The sequence below is a fragment of the Dyella sp. GSA-30 genome (genome assembly GCF_027924605.1).
Classification (GTDB): Bacteria; Pseudomonadota; Gammaproteobacteria; order Xanthomonadales; family Rhodanobacteraceae; genus GSA-30.
Genome location: NZ_AP027042.1, coordinates 1,347,842 through 1,370,674, shown reverse-complemented (window position 1 = coordinate 1,370,674; position 22,833 = coordinate 1,347,842). Strand labels below are relative to the sequence as shown.

Below are 22,833 nucleotides of genomic sequence, written 5' to 3'. Positions count from 1 at the left end.
TCCCCTGGCCATAGCTCGGCCTAGCAGGATGCGGATCCTATGCAGCGGATACAGCAGGGCTCATCTCGATCGATTGTAGGGACCGATCAACGATCTCCAGAGGCGAGGCCGAAGCGCAACTTCGTTTCGCCGTCATGGCGGGCATTGGGGCCAAAACGGCGTTCGACAATGACGCCTTCGCCCGCATGGGAAATCGCCACGATCGTGCTGGCTCGCGTTCCGTACAGCTCGCCACGGATGAAGGCCGCCGACAACCAGCGCTCACGATCGAGACCCACACCGGTATCGGGCAGATCGTCATCTGGGGCGACTTGCTCATCGGCCAGCGCGTCAAACAGTTCGGAGAAATCGTCCGCATGCTCGGCCTGCAACCAGGCATTCAAGCGACGCATCAGCTGACGGGTCTTCGGCCAAGGCGTATTGAAATCCGCATTGGACAGACCGTGCACACCATGGTCGATCGCCTGCTTGCGGGGCTCGGGACGATTGCCCAGATAGAACGCACTGCGCGTATCGAAAGTCAGCAGATTGAAAGGTCGATAAGCCGCAGCCTCGTTGACCAACTGCGATGCATGCGCGGTTGCATCGGCCGTACCGCTCAGATAATCCAGTGCAAGCAGCCCACGCGAACGACCAAGTTGCGGATCTCGTGGATCGCGCACGTTGGTGACAACACTGCAGCGGCCGTCGTCGGTGACGCCCAGCCACGTACCTCCGGCCTCCAGGTCGCGTCCCCCGATGATTGGCTTGTCCTGCCAACGTGCCAGTTCAGCACTGGGGCGTGCATGAAACTCATCGCGATTACCGGCCAGCACCAGCCGCCAGTGCGGATGGGCGTTCCAGGCGAATGCAATCAGGCACATCGTGACTTCCTCAACGCAGCGCCACGCGTTTACGTACCGCCTCGGCCCAGCGTGCGGCGACACGTGGCGACGTCATGCAGGCGGCTTCGTCGGTTACGGTCGTAACGGCGCGCTCCAGCAACTGGATATCGGCTTCGTGCTGGCGCGCCACGTGCGGGTCTTCGAAAAAGATCGCACGCTGACATCGACGCTCCAGCACCAGATCGGCGATCTGTGCATCGCCACCCAAAGGGCCGCTCTGATAACGATCGGCCCAGGGCTTGTCCGCAGGCCAACCCAGGCGCCACGCCATCTCATTGAGGCGATGCCCGGTCGTACCCGTGGCAACACGGCGCTTGAATCGCGACAGCACATCGAAATGCGCCGCCGCGTAGGCGAGCATCTGTTCTTTCATGGCATCGTGCGCGATCAGCGCGAGCGTGTGGTTTTCCAACGCATACAAATCATCTGCGCCGTGGTCAGGCGTCAGATTCGCATGAATGCGCTCGACTTCGATCCAGTCACGCGCGGACGCCACCGTCGAAATAAACGGCTTGTGATGGATGACGCATTGGCGCTTGAGTGCGATCGCTTCCGGAAAGATCGACGACGGATCGACCGGATCGATCAGGTAGATGGCGCCGTCGAGTACCCGTTCGGATTCGGGCAAACCGACGACCTCGGCCACCAGTTTCATGAGGCCGCCTTCGCGGCCGTTCGGATAACGCCGTAGGCCAGCGTAGTCGTCGAAACGGTCGTCGGCCACAATGGCATCGTAGGTGCGGCCGACGGCGCATAGCGTGAGATCGAGCTCACTGATGCCTTTGCCGCAGGCATGCAGCCAACGGAACAAGGCCGCATCAGGCTGGCTGTGGTGCAGTTGATTGGCGGCAAGCCCTACCCGCATGTCGGCCCCTGGACCTTTCGATAGTGGATAGTGTACCTGCGTGCTTTTGACAGATGTGAACTACAGAAGCAGCTTAGGAAATATCGAAAATCCGCCAACACCAGTAGTCGCGCGATGCAAACTTAACGCCACAGCGCCCGGCTCCGTTCTCGATGTGCTGGAAACGCTAACAGACTCCTCCCCATACCGTCCTTTGATAACTCCTCACCTGATGGCATTACTCGCTTCGCTGTCATTCCTGGAGACGGTGGTAGAAAACCGGCTATCAGGGCGTCACGTAGGTGATCGCCACTTATCTCTGTAAAGGAAAACCTACAGTTCGAAAATTCCTCCGCGCGTCGCAAGGTCAAATAGATGATTAGACTACTTTAAGTTAGAACCAATCTTTAAATAAAAGTTTATGATCCAACAAATCGAAATTATCTGCCGTTGAAAATTAAAAATCCAATAAATACATTATTAAATAAAGATTAGGAGGTGGTCAGGCAAAAAACTAGTCCGCAAAATTATTATTATCTCGACTCAGACATCGAAGGACGTTGACATGAAGATACTGAAAGTAGTGGCCGCCGCGTCTTTGGCATTTTCGCTTATTTCCGGCGAAGCCATGGCCAATTGTGTAAGCTGCGTAGCTCCAGGAGGTCCGGACAACACTACTGTCTGGTCTTTGATTCTGGTTGGCTGCGGCTTATGTGGGTTACAGCCTGATCACGCTGGAACTCCCAGAGTGGGCGCCATACCATTCGACGCAAACGATCCAGGAAAGGGATTGGTCCAGGCCGGCGGATCAACCTCTGTCATGCCTGTATTTAAGCTGCAGGACAACGGCACCAGTTACACCATAACAATGTCGTCCGCTTTCGAGGATTCAACTAGCAAGCAGTCATTCGGACTCTTTACAACTGAGACTGTGGACAAGCAAACGGCTGCGGTTCTGAGCATAAGCGAGCAGTTAGACGTCTATAGCTCGGCGGATAAACTGCTCGGCGAATATACTACGACTGATAATAACCCGAACATGTACTCGCTTAGCCCTTCGACTTATCAATTTGTCTACTCAAACGGCTCGATCATCACACTTCAACAGAACTTCGACCCCACCAACCCCTTGGCCGGCACTCAACCCATTGAGCCACAATCCATATACCCAGGCGAATACACTAGTCCAAATCTACAGATAAAGATGTTCATTCCACCATCGATTTGATGCTACTTGAGCCGAGATTTTACGGAGTGGCTCACTTCTTCATCGCTTCGCCAACGCAAGAACTAGATGGCGTTTTGTATTTTTGCCCGCGTCATCTCAGTTTTCTATAAAGCGCCCTGTCTTCATCGTCATTTCAGCAAGGCCTGGATGACGATGAAGAAGGTTTTTTAGGCTCCTTGGCGCTCTTGTAAAAGATTGCCCGATCTTCAGACCAACAACATCCGGGCAATAGAGCCAGCCGCTTCACGCCCGTCATAGACCGCGCGCACCACCAGATCAGCACCACGCACATTGTCGCCACCCGCAAAGATACGCGCATGACTGGTCTGTAGCGGCAACGCACCATCTACGCCTGTCGCAATGCGCCCCGAGGCTTCCAATTCCACCCCATGCGAACGCAGCCAGTCGGGCGGGCTCGGCAGAAAGCCGAAGGCCTGGATCACCACATCGGCATCGATCTCGTGCTCGCTGCCCGCGATGTTCTGTGGACGCTGTCGGCCATCGCCCGTGTCGACCAGCTCGGTCTCCACCACGCGGACCGCACGCACCCGGCCTTGATCGTCGCCAAGAATTTCCAGCGGCTGACGATGGAACAGGAATTCCACGCCCTCTTCGCGGCTATAGCCCACTTCGCGGGCGGAGCCGGGCATGTTCGCCTCGTCACGGCGGTAGACGCAGGTCACCGACTTGGCGCCCAGGCGAATGGCGGTGCGATTGCAGTCCATACCGGTATCGCCGCCGCCGAGCACGACTACGCGCTTGCCATGAAAATCGAAGGCATGCGCGACCGGATCGTCACGCATCAGGCGTTCGGTATTGCCGATCAGGAACGGCAACGCATCGTGCACGCCATGCAGTTGACGGCCCGGCAGCTGCGCATCGACATAGGTGTAGGCACCGGTACCTACGAACACGGCATCGTAATCGTCGAGCAGCTGACCGAACTCGATATCGCGACCGATCTCGTGACCGAGCAGGAAACGCACACCCATGCCTTCAAGCACGTCGCGACGCGTACGCACAATGTCCTTGTCGAGCTTGAACGGCGGAATGCCGAAGGTCAGCAGGCCGCCGATTTCACGTTGACGATCGTAGACATCCGCTGCGATACCGGCACGGCGCAAACGATCCGCGCAGGCCAACCCGGCCGGACCGGCGCCGATGATCGCTACGCGCTTGCCGGTCTCGCGCACGCGCGAAAGGTCCGGCCGCCAGCCTTGACGCAAGGCCTCATCGGTCACCCAGCGTTCGATGCTGCCGATGGTGACCGAGCCGAACGCCGTCTGCTCCAGCGTACAGGCGCCTTCGCACAGACGATCCTGGGGACAGACGCGCCCGCAGATTTCCGGCAAGGGATTGGTCTCGTGCATCAGCGTCGCGGCCTCGAGAATACGGCCGTCCTGTACCAGCTTGAGCCAATTGGGAATGTAGTTATGGACCGGACAGGCGTGTTCGCAATACGGATTGCCGCAATCGATACAGCGCCCGGCCTGGCCGGAAGCCTGCGGCAGGGCGAACTCGCCGGCGATTTCGCCGTAGCCCATGACGCGTACCTGCACGGGAACGGTGCGCGGCGTTTGTCGCGGGAGGTCGAGGAACTGGAAGGCTTTGTCGGTCATGAGGGGCGCGAAAGGAGTGAGTGAATAGGAGTGAGGAGTTAGAGAAAGCGGGCGATCAGCGTTTTCGCAAAGAAGCCGGCTTTTTCGCTCTCACTCTCTCCTTACTCCTCTCCACTATCTTCTGCTTCATCATGCGGCGCTCCTCAGCTCTTCTGCCAACGCCGACAGGCTCGCCGCCTTCGGCTTGACCAGCCAGAACTTGTACTGCAAGCCGCGGAAGTCGCGCAGGATCTGTCGACCCCAATCACTACCGGTCAACGCGACATGACGCTCGACCAGGCCGCGCAGGTGTTGCATGTAATGCTCCATGCCTTCGGGCGAGATACGCAGGATGTCGACCAGCTCGTGGTTGTAGCAGTCGACAAAGTCGCGCTGCAAATCGAGCACGTACGCAAAACCACCGGTCATGCCCGCGCCGAAGTTCAGGCCCACCTTGCCCAGCACGGCGACTACGCCGCCGGTCATGTATTCGCAGCAGTGGTCGCCGGCGCCTTCCACCACGGCCAGCGCGCCGGAGTTGCGTACGGCAAAACGCTCACCGGCGCGGCCGGCGGCGAACAGCTCGCCGTCGGTGGCGCCATACAGGCAGGTGTTGCCGATGATGGCGGCGTCCTGGCTGGCAAACGGCGAATCGAGCGGCGGGCGAACCACGATGCGGCCACCGGCCATGCCCTTGCCGACGCCGTCGTTCGCTTCGCCGGTGAGATCGATATGCACGCCGCCGGCATTCCAGGCACCGAGGCTTTGCCCGGCCGCGCCGTTCAACCTCAGGATGATGGGCGACTCGTCCATGCCGTGGTCGCCATGCACTCGCGCGATCTCACCGGAGAGGCGCGCACCGATGGCGCGGTCGGTATTGACGATGTCGTAGGCGAATTCGCCGCCCGTACCCGCCGCCACGATGGCGGCGGTATCCGTCGCAATACGCGTGGCCAGCGCTGCTTCGTCGCGCATCGGATTGCGCGCCAAGGTACAGGCAAAGTCGACGTTCGAACCCAGGCTGTCGCCATCAATCAGCGGGCGCAGGTCCAGCTTGTGCTGCACCGGCGTGGCGCCTTCGAGCTGTTCAAGCAGGTCGCTGCGGCCGATCACTTCGGCCAGCGAGCGCACGCCAAGCCGCGCCAGATGCGCGCGCACGTCTTCGGCGACAAAACGGAAATAGTTCATCACCATTTCCGGCAGGCCGATAAAGTGCTCCTTGCGCAGCACCGCATGCTGTGTCGCTACACCGGTCGCGCAATTGTTGAGATGGCAGATGCGCAGATATTTGCAGCCCAATGCGACCATCGGACCGGTGCCGAAACCAAAACTCTCCGCACCGAGCATCGCCGCTTTGATCACATCCAGGCCGGTCTTCAGACCACCGTCGGTCTGCAGGCGCACGCGCCCGCGCAGGTCGTTACGTCGCAATGTCTGCTGCGTCTCGGCCAGACCCAGTTCCCACGGTGTGCCTGCATACTTGATCGAGGTCAGCGGGCTGGCACCGGTGCCGCCGTCGTGACCGCTGACGGTGATCAAATCCGCACCAGCCTTCACCACACCAGCAGCGACCGTACCGACGCCGGCATGGCTTACCAGCTTGACCGACACCAGCGCCTGAGGATTGACCTCCTTGAGGTCATGGATCAACTCGGCGAGATCTTCGATGGAATAGATATCGTGATGCGGCGGCGGCGAGATCAGGCCGATGCCGGGCTTGGCGTAACGCAGGCGCGCAATCGTCGCGTCGACCTTGTGGCCCGGCAGCTGACCGCCCTCGCCCGGCTTGGCGCCCTGGGCGATCTTGATCTGCAACACTTCCGCATTGACCAGATACGCCGGCGTCACGCCAAAGCGACCCGAGGCGACCTGCTTGATCTTGGACATCTTCTCGGTGCCGTAGCGCACCGGGTCTTCGCCGCCTTCGCCGGAATTGCTGCGCGCACCCAGGCGATTCATCGCGATCGCCAGAGCTTCGTGCGCTTCGGGTGACAACGCGCCCAGCGACATGCCGGCGGAGTCGAAGCGACGCAGAATGTCGTCTACCGGTTCGACCTCGGTCAACGGCACCGCGCTCGACGCGGCCCTTGGCGCCAGCAGATCGCGCAGCGCCGACGGCGGCCGGTGATCGACAAAATCCGCATAGGCGCGATAGTCGACCGCATTGCCCGTACGCACCGCCTTTTGCAGCGCGGCGATCACATCCGGGTTGTACATGTGGTACTCGCCGCCGTGCACGTACTTGTAGAGGCCACCGGCGCGCAGCGGCAGCGCCTCGTTCCAGGCCTCGGCAGCCAGCAGACGCTGATCGTGTTCCAGCTCGGCGAAACCCGCGCCACCGATACGCGAAGGCGTTCCGGGGAAACACAGCTCCACCACTTCCGGCGCCAGGCCGACGATCTCGAACAGCTGGGCGCCGCGATAACCGGCGACCGTCGAGATGCCCATCTTGGACAGGATCTTCAACAAGCCCTTGCGCACACCGCGGCGATAACTACGGCCGATTTCCATACGGTCGTTGGCAATATGTCCTTCACGACCTAGCTCGAACAGACTCTGATAGGCCAACCAGGGATAAATCGCCGTCGCGCCGAAGCCGATCAAACAGGCGAACTGATGCGGGTCACGCGGCGTCGCCGTCTCGACCAGGATATTGCATTGGCAGCGCAAGCCTTGATCGATCAGGTGCGCGTGCACCGCGCCGACCGCAAGCAGCGAATGAATCGGCAGCAGACCGCGCTCGGGATAGCGGTCGCTGAGGAAGACCAGCGAGCAACCACCGCGCACGGCTTCGGCGGTCTCTTCGCACAAGCGACGCAGCGCCGCTTCCAGGCCTTGCTCCGGCGCATACATCAGATCGAAGCGCGGCGTGCTGACGAATTGCGGCATCGCCAGCAGCTGGCGCAATTTGCGTTGGGAGAGAATCGGCGAGTTGATCAGGATCTGCCTGGCGTTTTCCGCCTGCAGGTCGAAGACGTTGCCTTCGGGCCCGATCTGCGTCACCAGCGACATCACCAGCTTTTCGCGCAACGGGTCGATCGGCGGATTGGTGACCTGTGCGAACGCCTGGCGGAAACGATCGAACAACGGCCGCACCTGGCGCGACATCGCGGCGATCGGCGTGTCGTCGCCCATCGAACCGGTCGCCTCCATCTCCAGCTCGACCAGGGCCTTCAGCACTGTCTCGCGCTCCTCGCGCGACAGGCCGTAGAGCTTCTGATAACAGCGCAGCTGCTCGGCCGGCAACGGCTCGGCAGCCAGCGATGGATCGATCAGGTCCGATTCCAGATAGCTGACACCCGCACGCAACCAGTCGCGGAACGGCGCACGACGACGATTGATATCGTCGATGTCGGCGTCGCGCAGCAGGCGCTTGTTGGCGAAATCGACCGCGATCATTTCGCCGGGGGCAAGCCGGCCCTTGGCGATCACGCGCGACGAGGGTACGTCCCACAATCCAGCTTCGGATGCCACGATCAGATGATTGTCGTCCGACAAGGCCCAGCGCGCCGGGCGCAGGCCGTTGCGATCCAGCGTGCACGCGGCGTAGTGGCCGTCGCACATCACCAGGCCCGCGGGGCCGTCCCACGGTTCGCTATGCAGCGCGTAGTACTCGTAGAAACCGGCCAGATCTTCGTCGATGCCTTCGCGCGCGGCAAATGCCGGCGGCACCAGCATGCGCATCGCCGCGAGCAGGTCCATGCCACCGGCGAGCAGCACTTCCAGCGCGTTATCCAGGCTTTCCGAATCCGAACCGGTCTGGCGTACCAGCGGACCAATGTCCGACAGGTCAAGCAGAGGCGAGCGCAGGATCGACTCGCGCGACTGCATCCAGCGGCGATTGGCGCGGATCGTATTGATCTCGCCGTTATGCGCCAGCATGCGAAACGGCTGCGCCAACCGCCATTGCGGTGTGGTGTTGGTGGAGAAACGCTGATGGAACACCACCGCATCCGATACCAGCGCCGGATGCGAGAGATCTGCAAACACATCGCGCAGGCGACCGGGCGCAGCCATGGCCTTGTAGCCGATGACCTGAGCGGACAGCGTGACCACATAGAAGTGCGGATCGTCGCTCAGGGCCGTCTCGGCGCGCCGACGTGCGCGAAATAAGGCACGCTCGAACGTCGCGTCGTCGCTGCCTTCGGCCGCATGCACGAAAATCTGTCGCACGCGCGGACGCGCCGACGCGGCCAAGGGGCCACACGCCAGCGGATCGACTGCCACATCGCGCCAGCCGGCAACACGCAGGCCTTCTTCGCGCAGGCGCGCTTCGAGCAATTGCGCGGCAGCGTCACCGCCCTCAGGGTCCAGAAATACCAGACCCGCAGCGAAGCGCTCTTCGAGCGCCAGACCGGCTTCAGCCGCCAGCGCCGACAGCCAAGGCTGCGGTCGATGAATCAGGACGCCGCAGCCATCGCCGCTGACGCCATCGGCGTTGACGCCGCCACGATGGGAAAGTTTGGCGAGAGCGACAAAGGCCATATCGACGAGTTTTTTGCTGGCGCGCCCATCGATCTGGGCGACCAGTCCAAAACCACAGCTATCGTGTTCGAAGGCTGCGTCGTACAGCGTGTTGCCTGGCTCTGCCATCTAAGCCTCCCCGGCTCGTGCATTTGCTGGGCGCAGAAGGCCTCGGTGCGAAAAGCACCGAAGCCCCATGCGAGTATGGCTCCGACTACACCACACTTGCTGCGTCGCGTCAAAGTCGGGTCGTTTAGGCCTCTGGACGTCCAAACGTTTTGGCAACGAAATTTTTCTTTCCCTGTCCTGTGGACAAAAAAAAGCGCGCCGGTTGCCCGACGCGCCTTAATGGTTTCACTTGAGACTATCGCCGAGCGAACTCGGCGACAGGCACCAATTACAGCTTGACCTTCACACCGACGTTGTAGAAGCGACCGATGATGCCGGCCAGATCGTAGGTCGGGTTGTAGTTGTTGGCCGCGTAGTTGGCCGGATCGATCGGGGCCTTGCGGTCGAACAGGTTCTGTACCGAACCGGTGATCGAGATGTGATCAGTGATGTCGTAGCTGCCGGTCAGGTCAAAGTAGGTGAACGAACCAATGCGGCCACTCAGCGGGAGATCGCTCAGCAGATCGAAACCACTCTGATCCTGCGCATAGTTGGCCAGACCACTGACGTAGTACATGGTCAACGTACCGGTCAGCTTGTCCCAGATCACTGTATTGGCGAAGGACCCGCGCGTGCGCGGCGTGCCGGCACCCGAGGACAAGGCATACGGACCGTGCGTGCCGACGAACTGCTGGCGCGTGCCATCGGGAAGAGTCAGCGCCCAGTTGAAGATCTGGGTGCCGCTCAGCTCACTGATGTAATGCCAGTTGTTGCCGAAGTCGAAATGTGCCTGGATATCAAGGTCGAGACCGGTGGTCTTGAGCGAGTTGGCGTTGATGTACTCGCCAATCACTTCAGCCGGACGCGCCAGCAAACCCGGGTTCGCCGGATCGGGCTTATCGCCGATAACCGTGACGCCCGGAATCGTCTGACCCTGATAGTAGGCCGCCAACGCCGAGCCCACATCGGGCGAGGTGATGACGTTCTTCTTCTCGATGTTGTAGTAGTCAAGCGAAGCATTCAGCCAGCTGGTCGGCTGCAACACCACGCCAAGCGTGAAGTTGGTGGCCTTTTCCGGCTTGATGTTCGGATTGGCATTGGTCTGCAGAGCCAGCGAGTAAGGGTTGGTGACGTAAGCACTGCCACCGTATGCCGCCGCTACCGACTTCGGCACCTGGTACGTGGTGAAGCCCTGGCTCGAGCTCGAACCGTTCTCAGCGAACGACGGAGCACGCAGGCCCTTCGAGTAGGTGCCGCGCAGCGCAAACCAATCCACCGGCTTCCACTTCATGCCGATCTTCGGCGTAAAACCGTTACCGATATCGGTGTAATGGTCGTAGCGACCCGAAACGTCGACTTCCAACGTCTGGAACAGCGGCGCGTCGAATTCGACATAAGCACCCGTCACATTACGCGTACCTTGGGTCTGAGCATTGCCCAGGCCCAGGAACTCGAAGTTCGGGTTAAGCGTCGGGTCGTCCTGTGCCTCATGGCGTGCCTGCAGGCCGGCAGCAAAGCCGATCGGGCCGCCATCGAGCTGACCGAAGGTACGGTTGACACCGATATCCAACGAATCGAGATCCGAAGTGGAGGTCTTCGAGTACCCCGGGGCAATCGATTTACGCACTGCCTCGGTATTGAGCGACGGATTGACGAAGTTGTAGCTACCGGTGTTGATCGCGGTGAGCAGACTCTGGTAGTTGATCAAACCAAACTGGTCGGTGTTCAGCCAGGTGTGATTGATTACGGTGGTGACGTCATAGCCCCAGTCACCCAGGGAGCCATTTACGTTGCCAACGAGGCGGACGTTGTGGTTGTCGTAGTTGTTACCGACCGGAATGTCGCCAAACGCATAATTCAGCAGAGCGTACTGGCCGGCCGCAGCGAACGGATTGTTCGGATTCAACTGGCCGTTGGTGAGTGTCGGTGGCAGCGCGATGTTGTTGGTGTTGTTCGGCGTGCTGACTTCAACCTGCGAAGGGTTGGCACCCGGCGCATTCGTCTTGGTCTCGAAATAGCTGGCCGACAGGTAAGCGCGCGTGGTGTCGTTGAGCTTGACAGTAAAGCGGCCATAAATGCCGCCCTGCTCCATCGCATACGTCGCCTGGCCGTACTGATTGGCCTGATCCTGCAGGCAGTAGTTGCCCACGGCCGGGTCGCTGGCAGCGACGGTATTGCTGGCGCAGGCACGCAGCGGCTGCGATAGCGCACCCGGAATGGCTTGACCCGAGGTCAGGTCGCCCGGCGTGCCGAGCGTAGCCGGCGTCACCGAGCCGACGGTGGAACCTTGGAAGTTCGCCGGATTGCCGATGCGGTTATCCGGGCCACCAATACGACTGGTGTCGGACGTGTTGAACGGGAAACCGCGATCACGCAGATAGATCGGATTGTCCTTCTGGTACTGGATGGCGACATAGGCGTTGTGGCCGTCCTTATCCAGATCACCGCCACCGAACAACAGCGTGGCCTTACGGGTCAGGCCGCCGCCGTGCTGCGAGGTACCGACGTCGAAGGTGCCTTCGGCGCCCTTGAAGCTAGGCTTCAGGATGACGTTGACCACGCCGGCGATTGCATCGGCGCCGTACAGCGACGAGGCGCCGTCCTTCAGCACTTCGATGCGCTCGACGGCAGCAAGCGGAATGGTGTTCAGGTCGACGAAGCTGCGCTGACCGTCATCGGACACGGCGTAACTGGCGTTGCGATGACCGTCGATCAGCACCAGGGTCGAGTTCACGGTCAGGCCGCGCAGGGCGACGCCCGACGAACCGGCCGCGAAGCCGGCAGCAAACGCGTTCGGGATCGAGCCGCTGTTGTCGGCCGAGATCGAGCGAACGACGTCGGCGAGGGTGGTCAGGCCGCTGCGCTGAATCTGCTGCGCGGTCAGCACGGTCACCGGAGAGGGCGTTTCCACGTCGATGCGCGGAACGGCCGAGCCGGTCACCGTAATGGTCTGCAACTGCTTGGCCGACTGCTGATCAGCGTTGTCGGAGGTCTGTGCAGACTGTGCGAATGCGGTGCTGGCCACGGGGGCTAGTAAAAGCCCAGCCAGCGCCAAGGCGAGCTTGTTGCGCTTCATGGAAATGTCCTCTCTTTATTTGTAGAGCGATCTGCTCGCCCCTGGGGGCTTGTCCGGCTCTTAATGGGGATTAAGAACAGCTAAACGCCGGACAAGTGCAGCCTGAGTCTTCCACTTTAATGCTCAGCTCACAAGTCCATTACTTTCGACCTAAGTAGCTGATGGGCGTAATTAAATTCGAATTCACAAAACCTTCGCGCAACATCTCTCGACGATCGATGTAAAGGTTTGCGCGCACTTGCACCATGAATGACCAAAGTCGCAATGCAGTGTGGAATTAATCACGTGCTAACAGTCAATTGGATCGTTCCAATAATCGCACCGTTTCGCGGCAAAGCATCATTTTTGCCTTGCCCAATTCGTAATTACTTACGATTTATTTGTTGACGCTGCGACGCAACAGTCCTGAACAGATCGTTAGGAGCTGTTTGCTCGGGGTTGAACTCGCCTTTCGGGACGGCTTTCTCTTAACCCCAAGGCAACATTCAGCGCTCAAAGTTCGAGCTGTGCGCCCAACATGAAGCCTCGACTCGGGCCCGGTTCATAGAAGCGCCCATTGCTTTCGTTGACGATCACCGAGCCCGCATAGCGATGGTTGAGCAGGTTGTCGACCCGTGCGCTCAGATGCAGCTTCGAACTGCCCACCGGCAGGCCGTAGCCCACGTCCGCCCCCAGCAGCATGTAGCCCGGCGCCTGGCCGCTATTGATGTCATCGACGGTGACGCTCCCTACGCCTGTCACTTCCGCGCCATAGGTCCACCCCATGTCACCGCCACGCTCGACGCGCAGCGAGCCGTAGTTTTCCGGCACGCCAGGGATACGCGCGCCGGCGCGCACCGGCGTATTGGGTATTGTGCAGCCGCTGGTGACGCAGGTCATGAAAGGTGTGCGGAACGTCGCCTGCACATGCGTCATGCCAAGCATCATGCGCCAGCCTTTGCCCAGGTCACCGTGCAGCGAAAGCTCCTCGCCCTGGCGCCGGCTGCGGCCAATGTTCTGATAGCTGGAGCGACCCCCGACGTTGCGTACCACCGCCAACTCATTGCGGGAATCGGCGCGGAAAACCGCGGCCTCCAGAGCAAGGCCCTGGGTCGCCTGCCACTTCATGCCCAGCTCACTGTTGCGGCTTTTCGAGGGCTGCAGATTGAAGGCAAGGCCGGAGCCGCCGTCGGCGCGATAGCCCAGTTCGTTGAAGGTCGGGGTTTCGAAGCCGCGGCCGAAACTGGCGTAGACGCGCAGGTTATCTGCAGGCCGGAACTCCACGCCGCCCACCGGCGTAGTGGCGGTGTAGCGCGCGCTGCCGCTGTCGTCCGGATTGGTGGGCGTGATAAAGCGGTCCTGCGAGATGAAGTGCACCACGCTATGACGCAAGCCCAGCAGCAACGACCAGCGTTCGGCGATCTGCCAATACACCTGAGCGTATTGATCCAGGTTCCATACCTTATCGTCTTCGTTGCGGCGCAGTGCCCCAGTGACGCCCAGGATATTGCCGACAAAATTGTTGAAACCCTGGCGATGCTGATCCTGCGCGTCGTAATTGACGCCGAGCACGAACTCCAACGGGCGCCCTGCCAGCTCGCCGCGATGTGTCCAGCGCGTATCGACACCGCCGTAGTTGCCGGAAAGATCGACCACGCCACCGGCGCTCAGTGGGTTGATCTGCGCCGACTGAGGAATCGACAGCACCTGCTGCACATCGCGGTTGCCGTAGTAGCCCATGGCACGCAGCTGATCGTTTTCGCCCAGCGACTGCTCGTAGATGGCGCCGCCCTGTACCTGATGGACGCTCTTGCGCGTGTTGAACTGGTACGCCGATGCAATGGCCTGGCGCGGATCGGCCTCGAACTGCGCCTTGGTCAGGCCGAGCGGATCCTGCGCACTGGGCAACGACACCGTATTGACCACTAAGGTGAGCTTGCGCCCCGCGCCCAGATCGAAGCCCAGCTTGGCATTGCCCGATTCGCGCTCGGCCTTGCTGTGGTCGCGGTAGCCGTTGGTCTGGAAGTGCGACACGGCCACGTTGTAGTTCATCGGCCCGTCGATGCCACGGGTCGAGGCGCCAACGCGATAGGTATCGTTGCTGCCCCCGAATACGCCGAACCGGGTCTGCGCCGGATCGGTGCCGTCCGCGCTCCACATCTGCACCACGCCACCGGACGAATTGCCGTAGAGCGCCGAAAACGGCCCGCGCAGCACGTCGACGCGATCGGCCGAGTCCATGCTGAAATGCGAGACCTGCCCCTGACCGTCAGGCATGGTGCCGGGAATGCCATCGGAATAAACCCGCACGCCACGCACGCCAAAGGTGGAACGCGCACCAAAGCCGCGGATCGAGATCTGTTCGTCCTGCGCATAATTCTGCCGGTCACGCGCCAGCACACCGGGCACCCCGACCAGTGCTTCGGACAGATTCACGCCGGGTTTGCCGGCATGACCGGGGGAGACGTCGATCTCGCTGATCGACGCGGGTACATCGAACGGCGGAATTCCCAGGCGTATCGCATTGACCTGCACGGCCGGCAGGGTCGAGGTGGTCACCGGGTCGTCGGCATGCGCATTACCCGCCAACAAGGCGAGCATCCAGGCCGAACTGGCCAGACACGGGATGCCCAGGCCGATGCGTCGACTCATCCTGCACTGTCCTTAGGGGAGTGGGTCGCCCGATGTTACCCCCCGAATACCCGGACGTCTCCCCGCTTGGGTCACGGCTCGGAGATAATCCCCCCATGCGCGACCTTGCCCGTTCGATCTTTCGACTTCTCTCGCCGCTTGCCATCGTGGCGAGCCTCGTCATCGTGACGCCAGCTTTTGCCGCACAGGAAAAGAGCAAGAGCGAACAGGCGGACGCGCAGAAAAAACTTGCGGATATCCGCGCCAAGATGGAGGCGCTGGCCAAGGAACAAGCAGACACCGCATCCAAGCGCGACAGTGCCAATGCCGAATTGGCCAAGCGTGCCAATGCGGTGGCAAGCGCTGCCCGTGCTGTGCGCGAAACCGATCAGGCGCTGGCCGATAAGCAGAAACAACTCGACCAGCTCGAACAGCAACGCGCCGAACTGAAAAAGAACCTGGACAACCAGAAGGCCGCGATCGCCGACCTGCTGCGTGCCACTTATACGTTGGGCCGTGGCTCGGACATGCGCCTGCTGCTGGGCGACCAGGACATCGCGCGGATCGCGCAAGCGCTGGTCTATTCGCAGTATTTCCAGGAGGACCGGCTCCAGCGCGTGCAGACCTTGATGGGCGACCTGGCCAAGCTGCAGGATCTGGAGGCCTCGATCCAGACCGAGCAGCAGGCATTGAAGGACACCCGTTCGCAACGCGAACAGCAAGCCAAACAATTGCAGCAGCAACGCAGCGAACAGCAAAAACTGGTCGCGCAGACCGATGCGCAATACAAGGACCAGGCGCAAAAGCTCGCGGCGCTCAAGCAGAACGAACAGTCGCTCAACGATCTGGTCGCCAAGCTGCAAAAGGCCATCGACGATGCCGCGCGCGAAGCCGAGCGGGCCGCACGCGCCAACCCGATCGCGCCGACACCTTCAGGCAAGGGCACGGCCAACATACGCGGAAACTTGCCGTGGCCGGCCAGCGGCGTGGTCAACACCTACGGTAACGGCGTGCTGATCAAGGCCAATGGCGGCAGCGAAGTGCGCGCCGTCGCGCGCGGTCGCGTCATATACGCGGCCTTTCTACGCGGCTACGGCATGCTGCTGATCCTCAACCATGGCGGCGGCATCATGAGCATGTATGGCAACAATGAGACCTTGCTCCGCGGCGTCGGCGATGAGGTCGATGCCGGCCAGGCCGTGGGCACGGCCTCCGCGCCCACCGGCGTGAACACCGGCGTCTATTTCGAGCTGAGGCAGAACAACAAGCCAGTCGACCCGCGCAGCTGGCTGAGCCGGCAGCGCTGATAGACTCGTGATTCGGGTGAATTTCGGCGGCATCATGCGGTCTTTCATCTCACCCCGGGAGCGTATGCTCCTTATTCGGCACCCTTTGTAACCTGGAGTCATCCATGCGGTTTCCTCCCAAAAGCCTGCTTGCCCTGCTGCTCGCGGCGCCCGTGCTCCACGCACAGACCGCCCCCGCCGACAGCGACGGCCCGGCCAAGGCTGCGACAACCGCCGTACCCGATCGCATCGACGTCGACGACGTGCGCATGTTCAGCCGCGTCTACGAAATCGTGCGCCAGGCCTATGTGGAAAAAGTCGATAACAAGACCCTGATGAAAGCGGCCATCAGCGGCATGCTCACCGGCCTGGATCCGCACAGCGAATACCTGGACAAGGACGGCCTGGCCGAGCTGAGCGAAGACACCACCGGCCAGTACAGCGGCTTAGGGATCGAAGTACTGCAGGTCGACGGCACGCTGCGCATCGTCGCACCGATCGACGATACGCCGGCGGCCCGTGCCGGCATCAAGCCGGGCGACATCATCGTCAAGATCGACGGCAAAGTGGTCGATTCGGAAAACATCGACGACATGTTCAAGAAGCTGCGCGGCGATCCCGGCAGCAAGGTCGTGCTGACCATTCTTCACGAGAAATCCGATAAGCCCATCGACGTGCCGCTGACGCGCGAAAAGATTTCCGTCGCGAGCGTAAAGGTCAAGCAGTTGGAGCCCGGCTACGCCTATATCCGCATCAGCCAGTTCCAGGACGACACTGCGCCCGACCTCGAAAAGAAGCTTGGCGAACTGATCAAGAAGAACGGCGCACAAAAAGGCGCGGTACTCGATCTGCGCTCGAACCCGGGCGGCCTGCTCACCGCCGCCGTCGGTGTCAGCGATGATTTCCTCGATTCGGGCACCATCGTCACCACGCGTGGCCGCCTGCAGGATTCCAACCTCAACTTCACCGCGCATCCGGGCGACCTGATCAACGGCGCGCCGATGGTGGTGCTGGTCGACAACGGCACGGCATCGGCCGCCGAAATCGTCTCCGGCGCACTGAAGGACAACCACCGCGCGCTGATCATCGGACGTCGCACGTTCGGCAAGGGCGTGGTGCAGACCGTGCTGCCGCTCGATGCCGATCATGCCGTCAAGATCACCACTGCGCGCTACTACACCCCGGCCGGCACGTCGATTCAGGCCGAAGGCATCAAGCCGGACATCGCCCTGGCCGATCTGGCGGTCAACAAGGCCGACAGTGCGCCGGTGCTGATCGGTTCCGAAGCCGACCTGCACAATCATCTGGCCAACGAAAACGCCGATGCCAGCAAGGACATCGACAACGACGGCAGCGCCGAGAACGCCAAGCTGGCGACGGAAGACTATGCCCTGTCGCAGGCGTTGAATGTGTTGAAGGGGCTTTCGCTCAGGAATCCTGCGGCTGGGGCTGTGCCGAGCAAGCATTGAGGTCGGATTTTTAGACGCCCCTAACTACTCGTCATCCCGGCGAAGGCCGGGATCCATCCCTCAGTGATCGCTCGTCAGGCAGCCTTTAGCAAGCGGCTACCTTGAGGGATGGATTCCGGCCTGCGCCGGAATGACGATGTAAGAAGAGTTGAGGTAAAACCGTGGATACCACGCTCTTCTCACTCATCTTCACCTGCTCCTACGGAGCCGCCTCTTTCGCCGGCACCAACCACCGCACGGCCAATATCCCAAGCTCGTACAACAGGCACATCGGCACCGCCAGCATGATCATCGAGGCGATGTCCGGCGGCGTGATGAAGGCCGCGATCGCAAACGCACCGACTACCGCGTAGCGGCGCGCACCCTTGAGTTTCTCGATGTTTACCAGGCCGATCGCGGCCAGGATCACTACTGCCACCGGTACTTCAAAGCAGAACCCGAAGGCGAAGAACATCAGCATCACGAAATCGAGGTAGTGCGTGATGTCCGTCATCATCTCCACGCCTGCGGGGGTCACCGCGGTGAGGAAGCGGAACGCGGCGGGCAGGACCAGGAAATAAGCGAACGCGCAGCCGAGATAGAACAGGAACAGCGCCGCCACCAGCAAGGGCCGTGCAAGACGCTTTTCATGCTTGTAGAGACCGGGGCTGACGAACGCCCACAGCTGATACAGGATCATCGGCATGCAGATGAACAGCGCCGTATAAAAGGCCAGCTTCAGCGGCGTCACGAACGGACTGGCGACCTCGGTGGCGATCAGGTGCGCGCCTTGCGGGAGTCGCGCGACCAGGGGCGCGGCCAGCTCCGAATACAGGTGATTGGCGAACGGCACCAACGCCAGCAGCACCAGCAATACGGTCACGACCGCCTTGAGCAGGCGCGAGCGCAGCTCGATCAGGTGCGAGAACAGGCCTTCTTGCAGACCTTCCAGTTCCGGCCCGGGTAGCTCAGGTGCTGCCATGCGGGGAGTCCTTGCCCGGCTCGATGCCGGTATGGGTTTCACTCGGCGTCTCGTGGGTCACCGATGCCACCGGTTCGCTGGCCGGTTTCTCTTCGACAGGTGCCTTGGGCGGAATCTCCGCTCCGATGTCGCGCACCTTCTTCAAGGTGGCATCGAGTTCGGCCTGTGCGGCTTCCGCCTTCGCGGCGGCCTCGCGCGCCTGGCGCTTGATTTCCTCGACCTGCAGCTCGCGCTCGACCTCGGCGCGTACGCTGTCCCAGCCCGCACGCACACGACGCAACAGCGTGCCTGCCGTACGCGCCGCGTGAGGGAGTTTTTCCGGTCCAAGCACGATCAGCGCGACAAGCGCGAGCAGCACCAGCTTGCCGAAGCTGATCTCGATCATAAGACTGCGATCCGCTTTACTTGGTGTCGGACGTGTCGCGTTCGCGCTGGGTCTGCGTGGTCTCGACCGGCGGGTCGGCCTTCAGGCGCTCTTCGGCAGCCTTGGCCTTGGCGGCTTCGTCGCCATCCAGGCCCTTTTTGAAATCGCGTACGGCGCCACCGAGATCCGAACCGATATTGCGCAACTTGCTGGTGCCAAACAGCAGCACGACGACGACCAACAGAATGATGAGATGCCAAATGCTCATGAAAGATGACCTTGGAAAACGGAATCAATCCGGAAAACGTATCGCCCCAGGATGAGGCTGCTGGGGCGCCCGGTCTTTCCGATTCAGCGCTGAGTGTACTCCTCCAGGCGGTCGCGGAAATCGACGACCGGGCCGGGAACGTTGGTTACGCCGCCTTCGAAAATGCGCCTGGGAGTGACACCCGAGCCATAAATGGCCGCATTTGCATCATAGTCGATACGCAGTGCCGAGCCATCCAGCGCCACACCCGCGAACAGGCCGCGCGAGCGCGAGTAGGAGTAGATCTCGGCCTTGAGCTGGCTGTCGGTCGCGGCGGTGGCGGTGCGACCCACCGGACCGGCCGCGGCCGAGGCATCGGCGCCGAGGGTAAATTTGCCGTTGACGATCGAATCCACGCCGCGCTGGGTGCGGAACACGAGGATCACGTCGGTCGAGGACACGCCCGCCTGGAAACCGATGCTGCCGCCGGTCAACGTGACGAAACTGGGGTTGGACCAGGTGCCGTCCGGGCTCTTGACCGAAATCAGGCCTTCACCCCGGCGGCCGCCAAAGATCAGGCCGGCCTTGACCATATCCGGAATGACGGCGATGGCGTGCGCTTCCTTGAGCAGATCGGTAGGAATCGACTTGTCCGGCGCCTCCATGATCTCGCGCATCACGCGCACGGCGTTCTCGGCGCGCTTGAGCGGCGGGTCTTCGGCGTGGACGGCAAGCGCGGGCAACATCAGCAGTACGAGGAACAAGCAGCGGCGCAGCGATGTGAACGACATGGAGGACTCCTTACGTTGAATCGGATCTTTGTCAGCCGACCCGGCGCGCGCTGCGACAACCTTGCCACGCGGCGGACGGGGCGGCTTATGGCAGACTCGTTGCCCTGACTCGATAGTCACGGCGACGCGATGCCTTCAACCAATGACTATACCGGCCTGGCCGGTTATTCCCATGACCGGCCGATGAAGGCTGGCGTACTACTCGTGAACCTTGGCACACCCGAGGCACCTACGGCCAAAGCCGTACGCCCCTATCTCGCTGAGTTTCTTGGCGATCCTCGTGTCATCGAATACCCGCGCTGGCTCTGGAAGCTGATCCTGCACGGCGTCATTCTGCGCATCCGACCGGCACGCTCGGCACACGCGTACGCACGCATCTGGACACCGGAAGGCTCTCCGTTGCGTACCGGCAGCGAGGCCGTGGCCAGAGGTTTGCAGCAGCGATTGGCGGCCTTGCGGCCCGGGCCGGTCGTGGTCGGGCTGGCCATGCGTTATGGCCAACCCTCGGTCGCCGCGCAGATCGAGCGGCTGCAAGGCGAAGGCGTACGTCGCCTGCTGGTGCTGCCGATGTATCCGCAATACTCGGCTACCTCGACCGGATCGGTGCTCGATGCCGTAGCCGACAGCCTGAAAAAACTTCGCTGGCCCCCGGAGTTGCGCATCGTCAACGACTATCACGACGATCCCGCGCATATCGAAGCGCTGGCGCAAAGCATCGAGCAATGGTGGGCGACGAACGGCCGCGGCGAAAAGCTGCTGCTTTCCTTCCATGGCATTCCCGAGCGCTATCTGCAAGCAGGCGACCCCTACTACTGCCAGTGCAAGGCGACGGCACGATTGCTGCGCGAGCGCCTCAAGCTCGATGCCTCACAACTGGTCGTGAGCTTCCAATCGCGCGTGGGGCGCGAGCGCTGGCTGCATCCGTACACCGATGCCACCGTGCGCGAACTGGCGGGTGCCGGCATCAGGAAGCTCGACGTCGTCTGTCCGGGTTTCGCGGTCGACTGCCTGGAAACCCTGGAAGAAATCGCCATGCAGAACCGCGATTTCTTTGTCGAAGCCGGTGGCAGCGAACTGCGCTACATCCCGTGCCTCAACGACAGCGCCGCGCAGATCGACAGCTTGGCGCAGCTGGTGCTCAGGCACACCCAGGGCTGGGATGAGTTTTCTCCAGACTACGATGCGCAGGCGGCAGCACAACGCCAGCAGGCCGCACGCGAGCGGGCCGAGCGTGCACGCGCCGGTTGAACGATCCATCGCCCTGCCGCACCTGACCCTGCGTGCGCAGGTCTGGGGCAGCAATGCCTTGCCAGCGCTGCTGGCCTTGCATGGCTGGCTGGACAACGCCGCCAGTTTCGCCACGCTCGCGCCCTTGCTGGCCGATCGCTGGCAGGTAATCGCACTGGACCTGCCCGGCCACGGCCACAGCGATCATCTGCCCGAAGGCGCGCTCTATCACTACGTCGACTATGTGCGTTGCGTGCTTGGCGCCGTCGATGCGCTAGGCCTCGAACACTACAGCCTGCTGGGGCATTCGATGGGAGCCGGTATCGCTTCGCTGATCGCAGCAGCTGCACCCGCTTCGATCGAGCATCTGGCCCTGATCGAAGGACTGGGCCCGATCGGCGACGATGGCTCGCACACCCTGCAACGCTTCCGCGATGCGCTGACCCTGGCTCCCACGAAGAGTAGTCGCCGTGGCCTGCGCGTGTTTCGCGATATCGAACAGGCCGCCAGCGCCCGTGCCATTGCCAGTGGATTGAGCGCCGAACTCGCGCGCCCGATCATCGAGCGCGGCCTGATGGAAATCACTGATGGCTGGCATTGGCGCAGCGACCCACGCTTGAATCGCGCTACGCCGCTGCGCCTGGCCGAGACGCAGATCATGGCATTGCTGCATGGGATCGAAGCGCCTACGGCCCTGCTCCTTTCGGCGCCGCATACGCCTTATCTGCCGCCGACGCAGATGTCCGCACGTGCGGCTTGCGTCGGTGACATCGCAGTGACCCATATGGAGGGCGGGCACCATTTGCACCTGGAGCAATCCGAGCCAGTTGCCCAGTGGCTCTTGAAGCATCTGATTTTGCCTGCCTCCAGCGACTAGATCTTTCGTGACTTACGTCCTTGTTCGCTATCCAGCTTTCGCTGCATGGGAGCCAAGCGCTCAGGAAGCTTCTGACGGTCGTAGTCAGGTACGGCGTGGGTCATTACCAGCCCTTCCTGTCTTGCGCTGGCAGTTACATCGCCCGCCTTTACATTAGCCATCAAGACCCGGCTCTGGACACTGATATGCCATTTATTGTCTGTGTGATGTGCGACCATGAACGCGCAATTACTGGATTGCCCTCCATATTCTGGATATGCCACATGGGTGATCGATTTGCTTAGAGTAATCTGCTCTTTCGGATCCGATGCGTTTCCCGAGTAGCTGCGGCCCTCGGACATGTCGCGCAATCCCGACGCCGTCTGGCCTCCGACCAAGTGGCCGAATACGAGCTTATCGCTTTTCCCCTCATAGCGAGGACCTTCGATAGCACTAAACGTGCAACCTGAAAAATCAGCGGTCAGTACTATGCGCGCCTGCCCCGGCTTCGGGACCTTAGGTACTTCCGTCCGGTGCTGCATCGGCACAATAAATGCCTCGAAGGCCGCAGCATCAATCTGGCTCTTATCTACGCCACGCTCTCTTGAATGCCGAACTGCTGATTCGTAGGGCTCTACGACCAATATTTTCTCTCGATCGCCATTTGGCATCTTCGCGCGAACTTCCGCAACGCAATAAAAATCTGGCGCTGGGTGACTCGGCTGTTGACCAGCATCCAGGGGTAGACTCAGGGTCATAGGAGCTTTGCGAAGCAATGCATCGACGTCTTCCATGCACTTGCTTGGCAAATAGTTCCAGC

General features: G+C 61.3%; 16 protein-coding genes. 5 read left to right on the top strand and 11 right to left on the bottom strand.

The features are described 5' to 3' along the window. Positions 1-86: 86 nt before the first annotated feature. Both QMG46_RS06030 and QMG46_RS06025 read right to left on the bottom strand, forming a co-directional pair. Positions 87-863 (bottom strand): NRDE family protein, encoded by a 777-nt coding sequence (locus QMG46_RS06030; RefSeq protein ID WP_281851585.1) that lies wholly within the window; start codon positions 861-863, stop codon positions 87-89. 10 nt (positions 864-873) lie between these two features. Then, positions 874-1,749 carry a methylglyoxal synthase gene (locus tag QMG46_RS06025; protein WP_281851584.1) on the bottom strand — a complete coding sequence of 292 codons (876 nt, stop codon included), beginning with the start codon at positions 1,747-1,749 and terminating at the stop codon, positions 874-876. 544 nt (positions 1,750-2,293) lie between these two features. Between QMG46_RS06025 and QMG46_RS06020 the strand changes: the two genes are divergently transcribed. After that, positions 2,294-2,956, top strand: coding sequence for a hypothetical protein (locus QMG46_RS06020; protein WP_281851582.1), 663 nt, complete (start codon positions 2,294-2,296; stop codon positions 2,954-2,956). A 206-nt stretch (positions 2,957-3,162) separates the two neighbouring features. Here QMG46_RS06020 and QMG46_RS06015 read toward each other — a convergent pair whose 3' ends face one another. The 4 genes from QMG46_RS06015 to QMG46_RS06000 form a co-directional block, all read right to left on the bottom strand. Then, positions 3,163-4,575 carry a glutamate synthase small subunit GltD family protein gene (locus QMG46_RS06015; RefSeq protein WP_281851581.1) on the bottom strand — a complete coding sequence of 471 codons (1,413 nt, stop codon included), beginning with the start codon at positions 4,573-4,575 and terminating at the stop codon, positions 3,163-3,165. Between the two features lie 129 nt (positions 4,576-4,704). Further along, a complete protein-coding gene (gene gltB, locus QMG46_RS06010; RefSeq protein WP_281851580.1) occupies positions 4,705-9,147 on the bottom strand; it encodes a glutamate synthase large subunit in 4,443 nt (1,480 codons plus the stop codon). Positions 9,148-9,415: 268 nt separating this feature from the next. Beyond that, a complete protein-coding gene (locus tag QMG46_RS06005; RefSeq protein WP_281851579.1) occupies positions 9,416-12,202 on the bottom strand; it encodes a TonB-dependent receptor plug domain-containing protein in 2,787 nt (928 codons plus the stop codon). Between the two features lie 492 nt (positions 12,203-12,694). Beyond that, positions 12,695-14,833 (bottom strand): TonB-dependent receptor family protein, encoded by a 2,139-nt coding sequence (locus tag QMG46_RS06000; protein WP_281851578.1) that lies wholly within the window; start codon positions 14,831-14,833, stop codon positions 12,695-12,697. A gap of 95 nt (positions 14,834-14,928) precedes the next feature. Between QMG46_RS06000 and QMG46_RS05995 the strand changes: the two genes are divergently transcribed. Next, positions 14,929-16,119, top strand: coding sequence for a murein hydrolase activator EnvC family protein (locus QMG46_RS05995; RefSeq protein WP_281851577.1), 1,191 nt, complete (start codon positions 14,929-14,931; stop codon positions 16,117-16,119). A 104-nt stretch (positions 16,120-16,223) separates the two neighbouring features. Further along, positions 16,224-17,567, top strand: a complete 1,344-nt coding sequence (locus QMG46_RS05990) for a S41 family peptidase (protein ID WP_281851576.1) — start codon at positions 16,224-16,226, stop codon at positions 17,565-17,567. 199 nt (positions 17,568-17,766) lie between these two features. Here QMG46_RS05990 and tatC read toward each other — a convergent pair whose 3' ends face one another. From tatC to QMG46_RS05970, 4 genes are all read right to left on the bottom strand, one after another. After that, on the bottom strand, positions 17,767-18,528 hold the full coding sequence (tatC, locus tag QMG46_RS05985; protein WP_281851575.1) for a twin-arginine translocase subunit TatC: 762 nt from the start codon (positions 18,526-18,528) through the stop codon (positions 17,767-17,769). Then, complete coding sequence (gene tatB, locus QMG46_RS05980) at positions 18,515-18,913, bottom strand: Sec-independent protein translocase protein TatB (RefSeq protein ID WP_281851574.1); 399 nt, start codon at positions 18,911-18,913, stop codon at positions 18,515-18,517. The genes tatC and tatB overlap by 14 nt, the downstream gene beginning before the upstream one ends. A gap of 16 nt (positions 18,914-18,929) precedes the next feature. Continuing rightward, on the bottom strand, positions 18,930-19,160 hold the full coding sequence (gene tatA, locus QMG46_RS05975) for a Sec-independent protein translocase subunit TatA (RefSeq protein ID WP_281851573.1): 231 nt from the start codon (positions 19,158-19,160) through the stop codon (positions 18,930-18,932). An 83-nt stretch (positions 19,161-19,243) separates the two neighbouring features. Continuing rightward, positions 19,244-19,930: a lipid-binding SYLF domain-containing protein gene (locus tag QMG46_RS05970; RefSeq protein ID WP_281851572.1), complete on the bottom strand. Its 687-nt coding sequence runs from the start codon at positions 19,928-19,930 to the stop codon at positions 19,244-19,246. A 129-nt stretch (positions 19,931-20,059) separates the two neighbouring features. Here QMG46_RS05970 and hemH point away from each other — a divergent pair, with 129 nt between their 5' ends. Both hemH and QMG46_RS05960 read left to right on the top strand, forming a co-directional pair. Further along, the gene (gene hemH / locus QMG46_RS05965; RefSeq protein WP_281851571.1) at positions 20,060-21,178 is read left to right on the top strand and encodes a ferrochelatase; all 1,119 of its coding nucleotides are present in this window, start codon (positions 20,060-20,062) and stop codon (positions 21,176-21,178) included. Further along, positions 21,162-22,034, top strand: a complete 873-nt coding sequence (locus QMG46_RS05960; RefSeq protein WP_281851570.1) for an alpha/beta fold hydrolase — start codon at positions 21,162-21,164, stop codon at positions 22,032-22,034. Before hemH ends, QMG46_RS05960 begins: the two co-directional genes overlap by 17 nt. Here QMG46_RS05960 and QMG46_RS05955 read toward each other — a convergent pair. Next, positions 22,031-22,807 carry a hypothetical protein gene (locus tag QMG46_RS05955; RefSeq protein ID WP_281851569.1) on the bottom strand — a complete coding sequence of 259 codons (777 nt, stop codon included), beginning with the start codon at positions 22,805-22,807 and terminating at the stop codon, positions 22,031-22,033. The two genes, QMG46_RS05960 and QMG46_RS05955, sit on opposite strands and share 4 nt — an antisense overlap. Between the last annotated feature and the right edge of the window lie 26 nt (positions 22,808-22,833).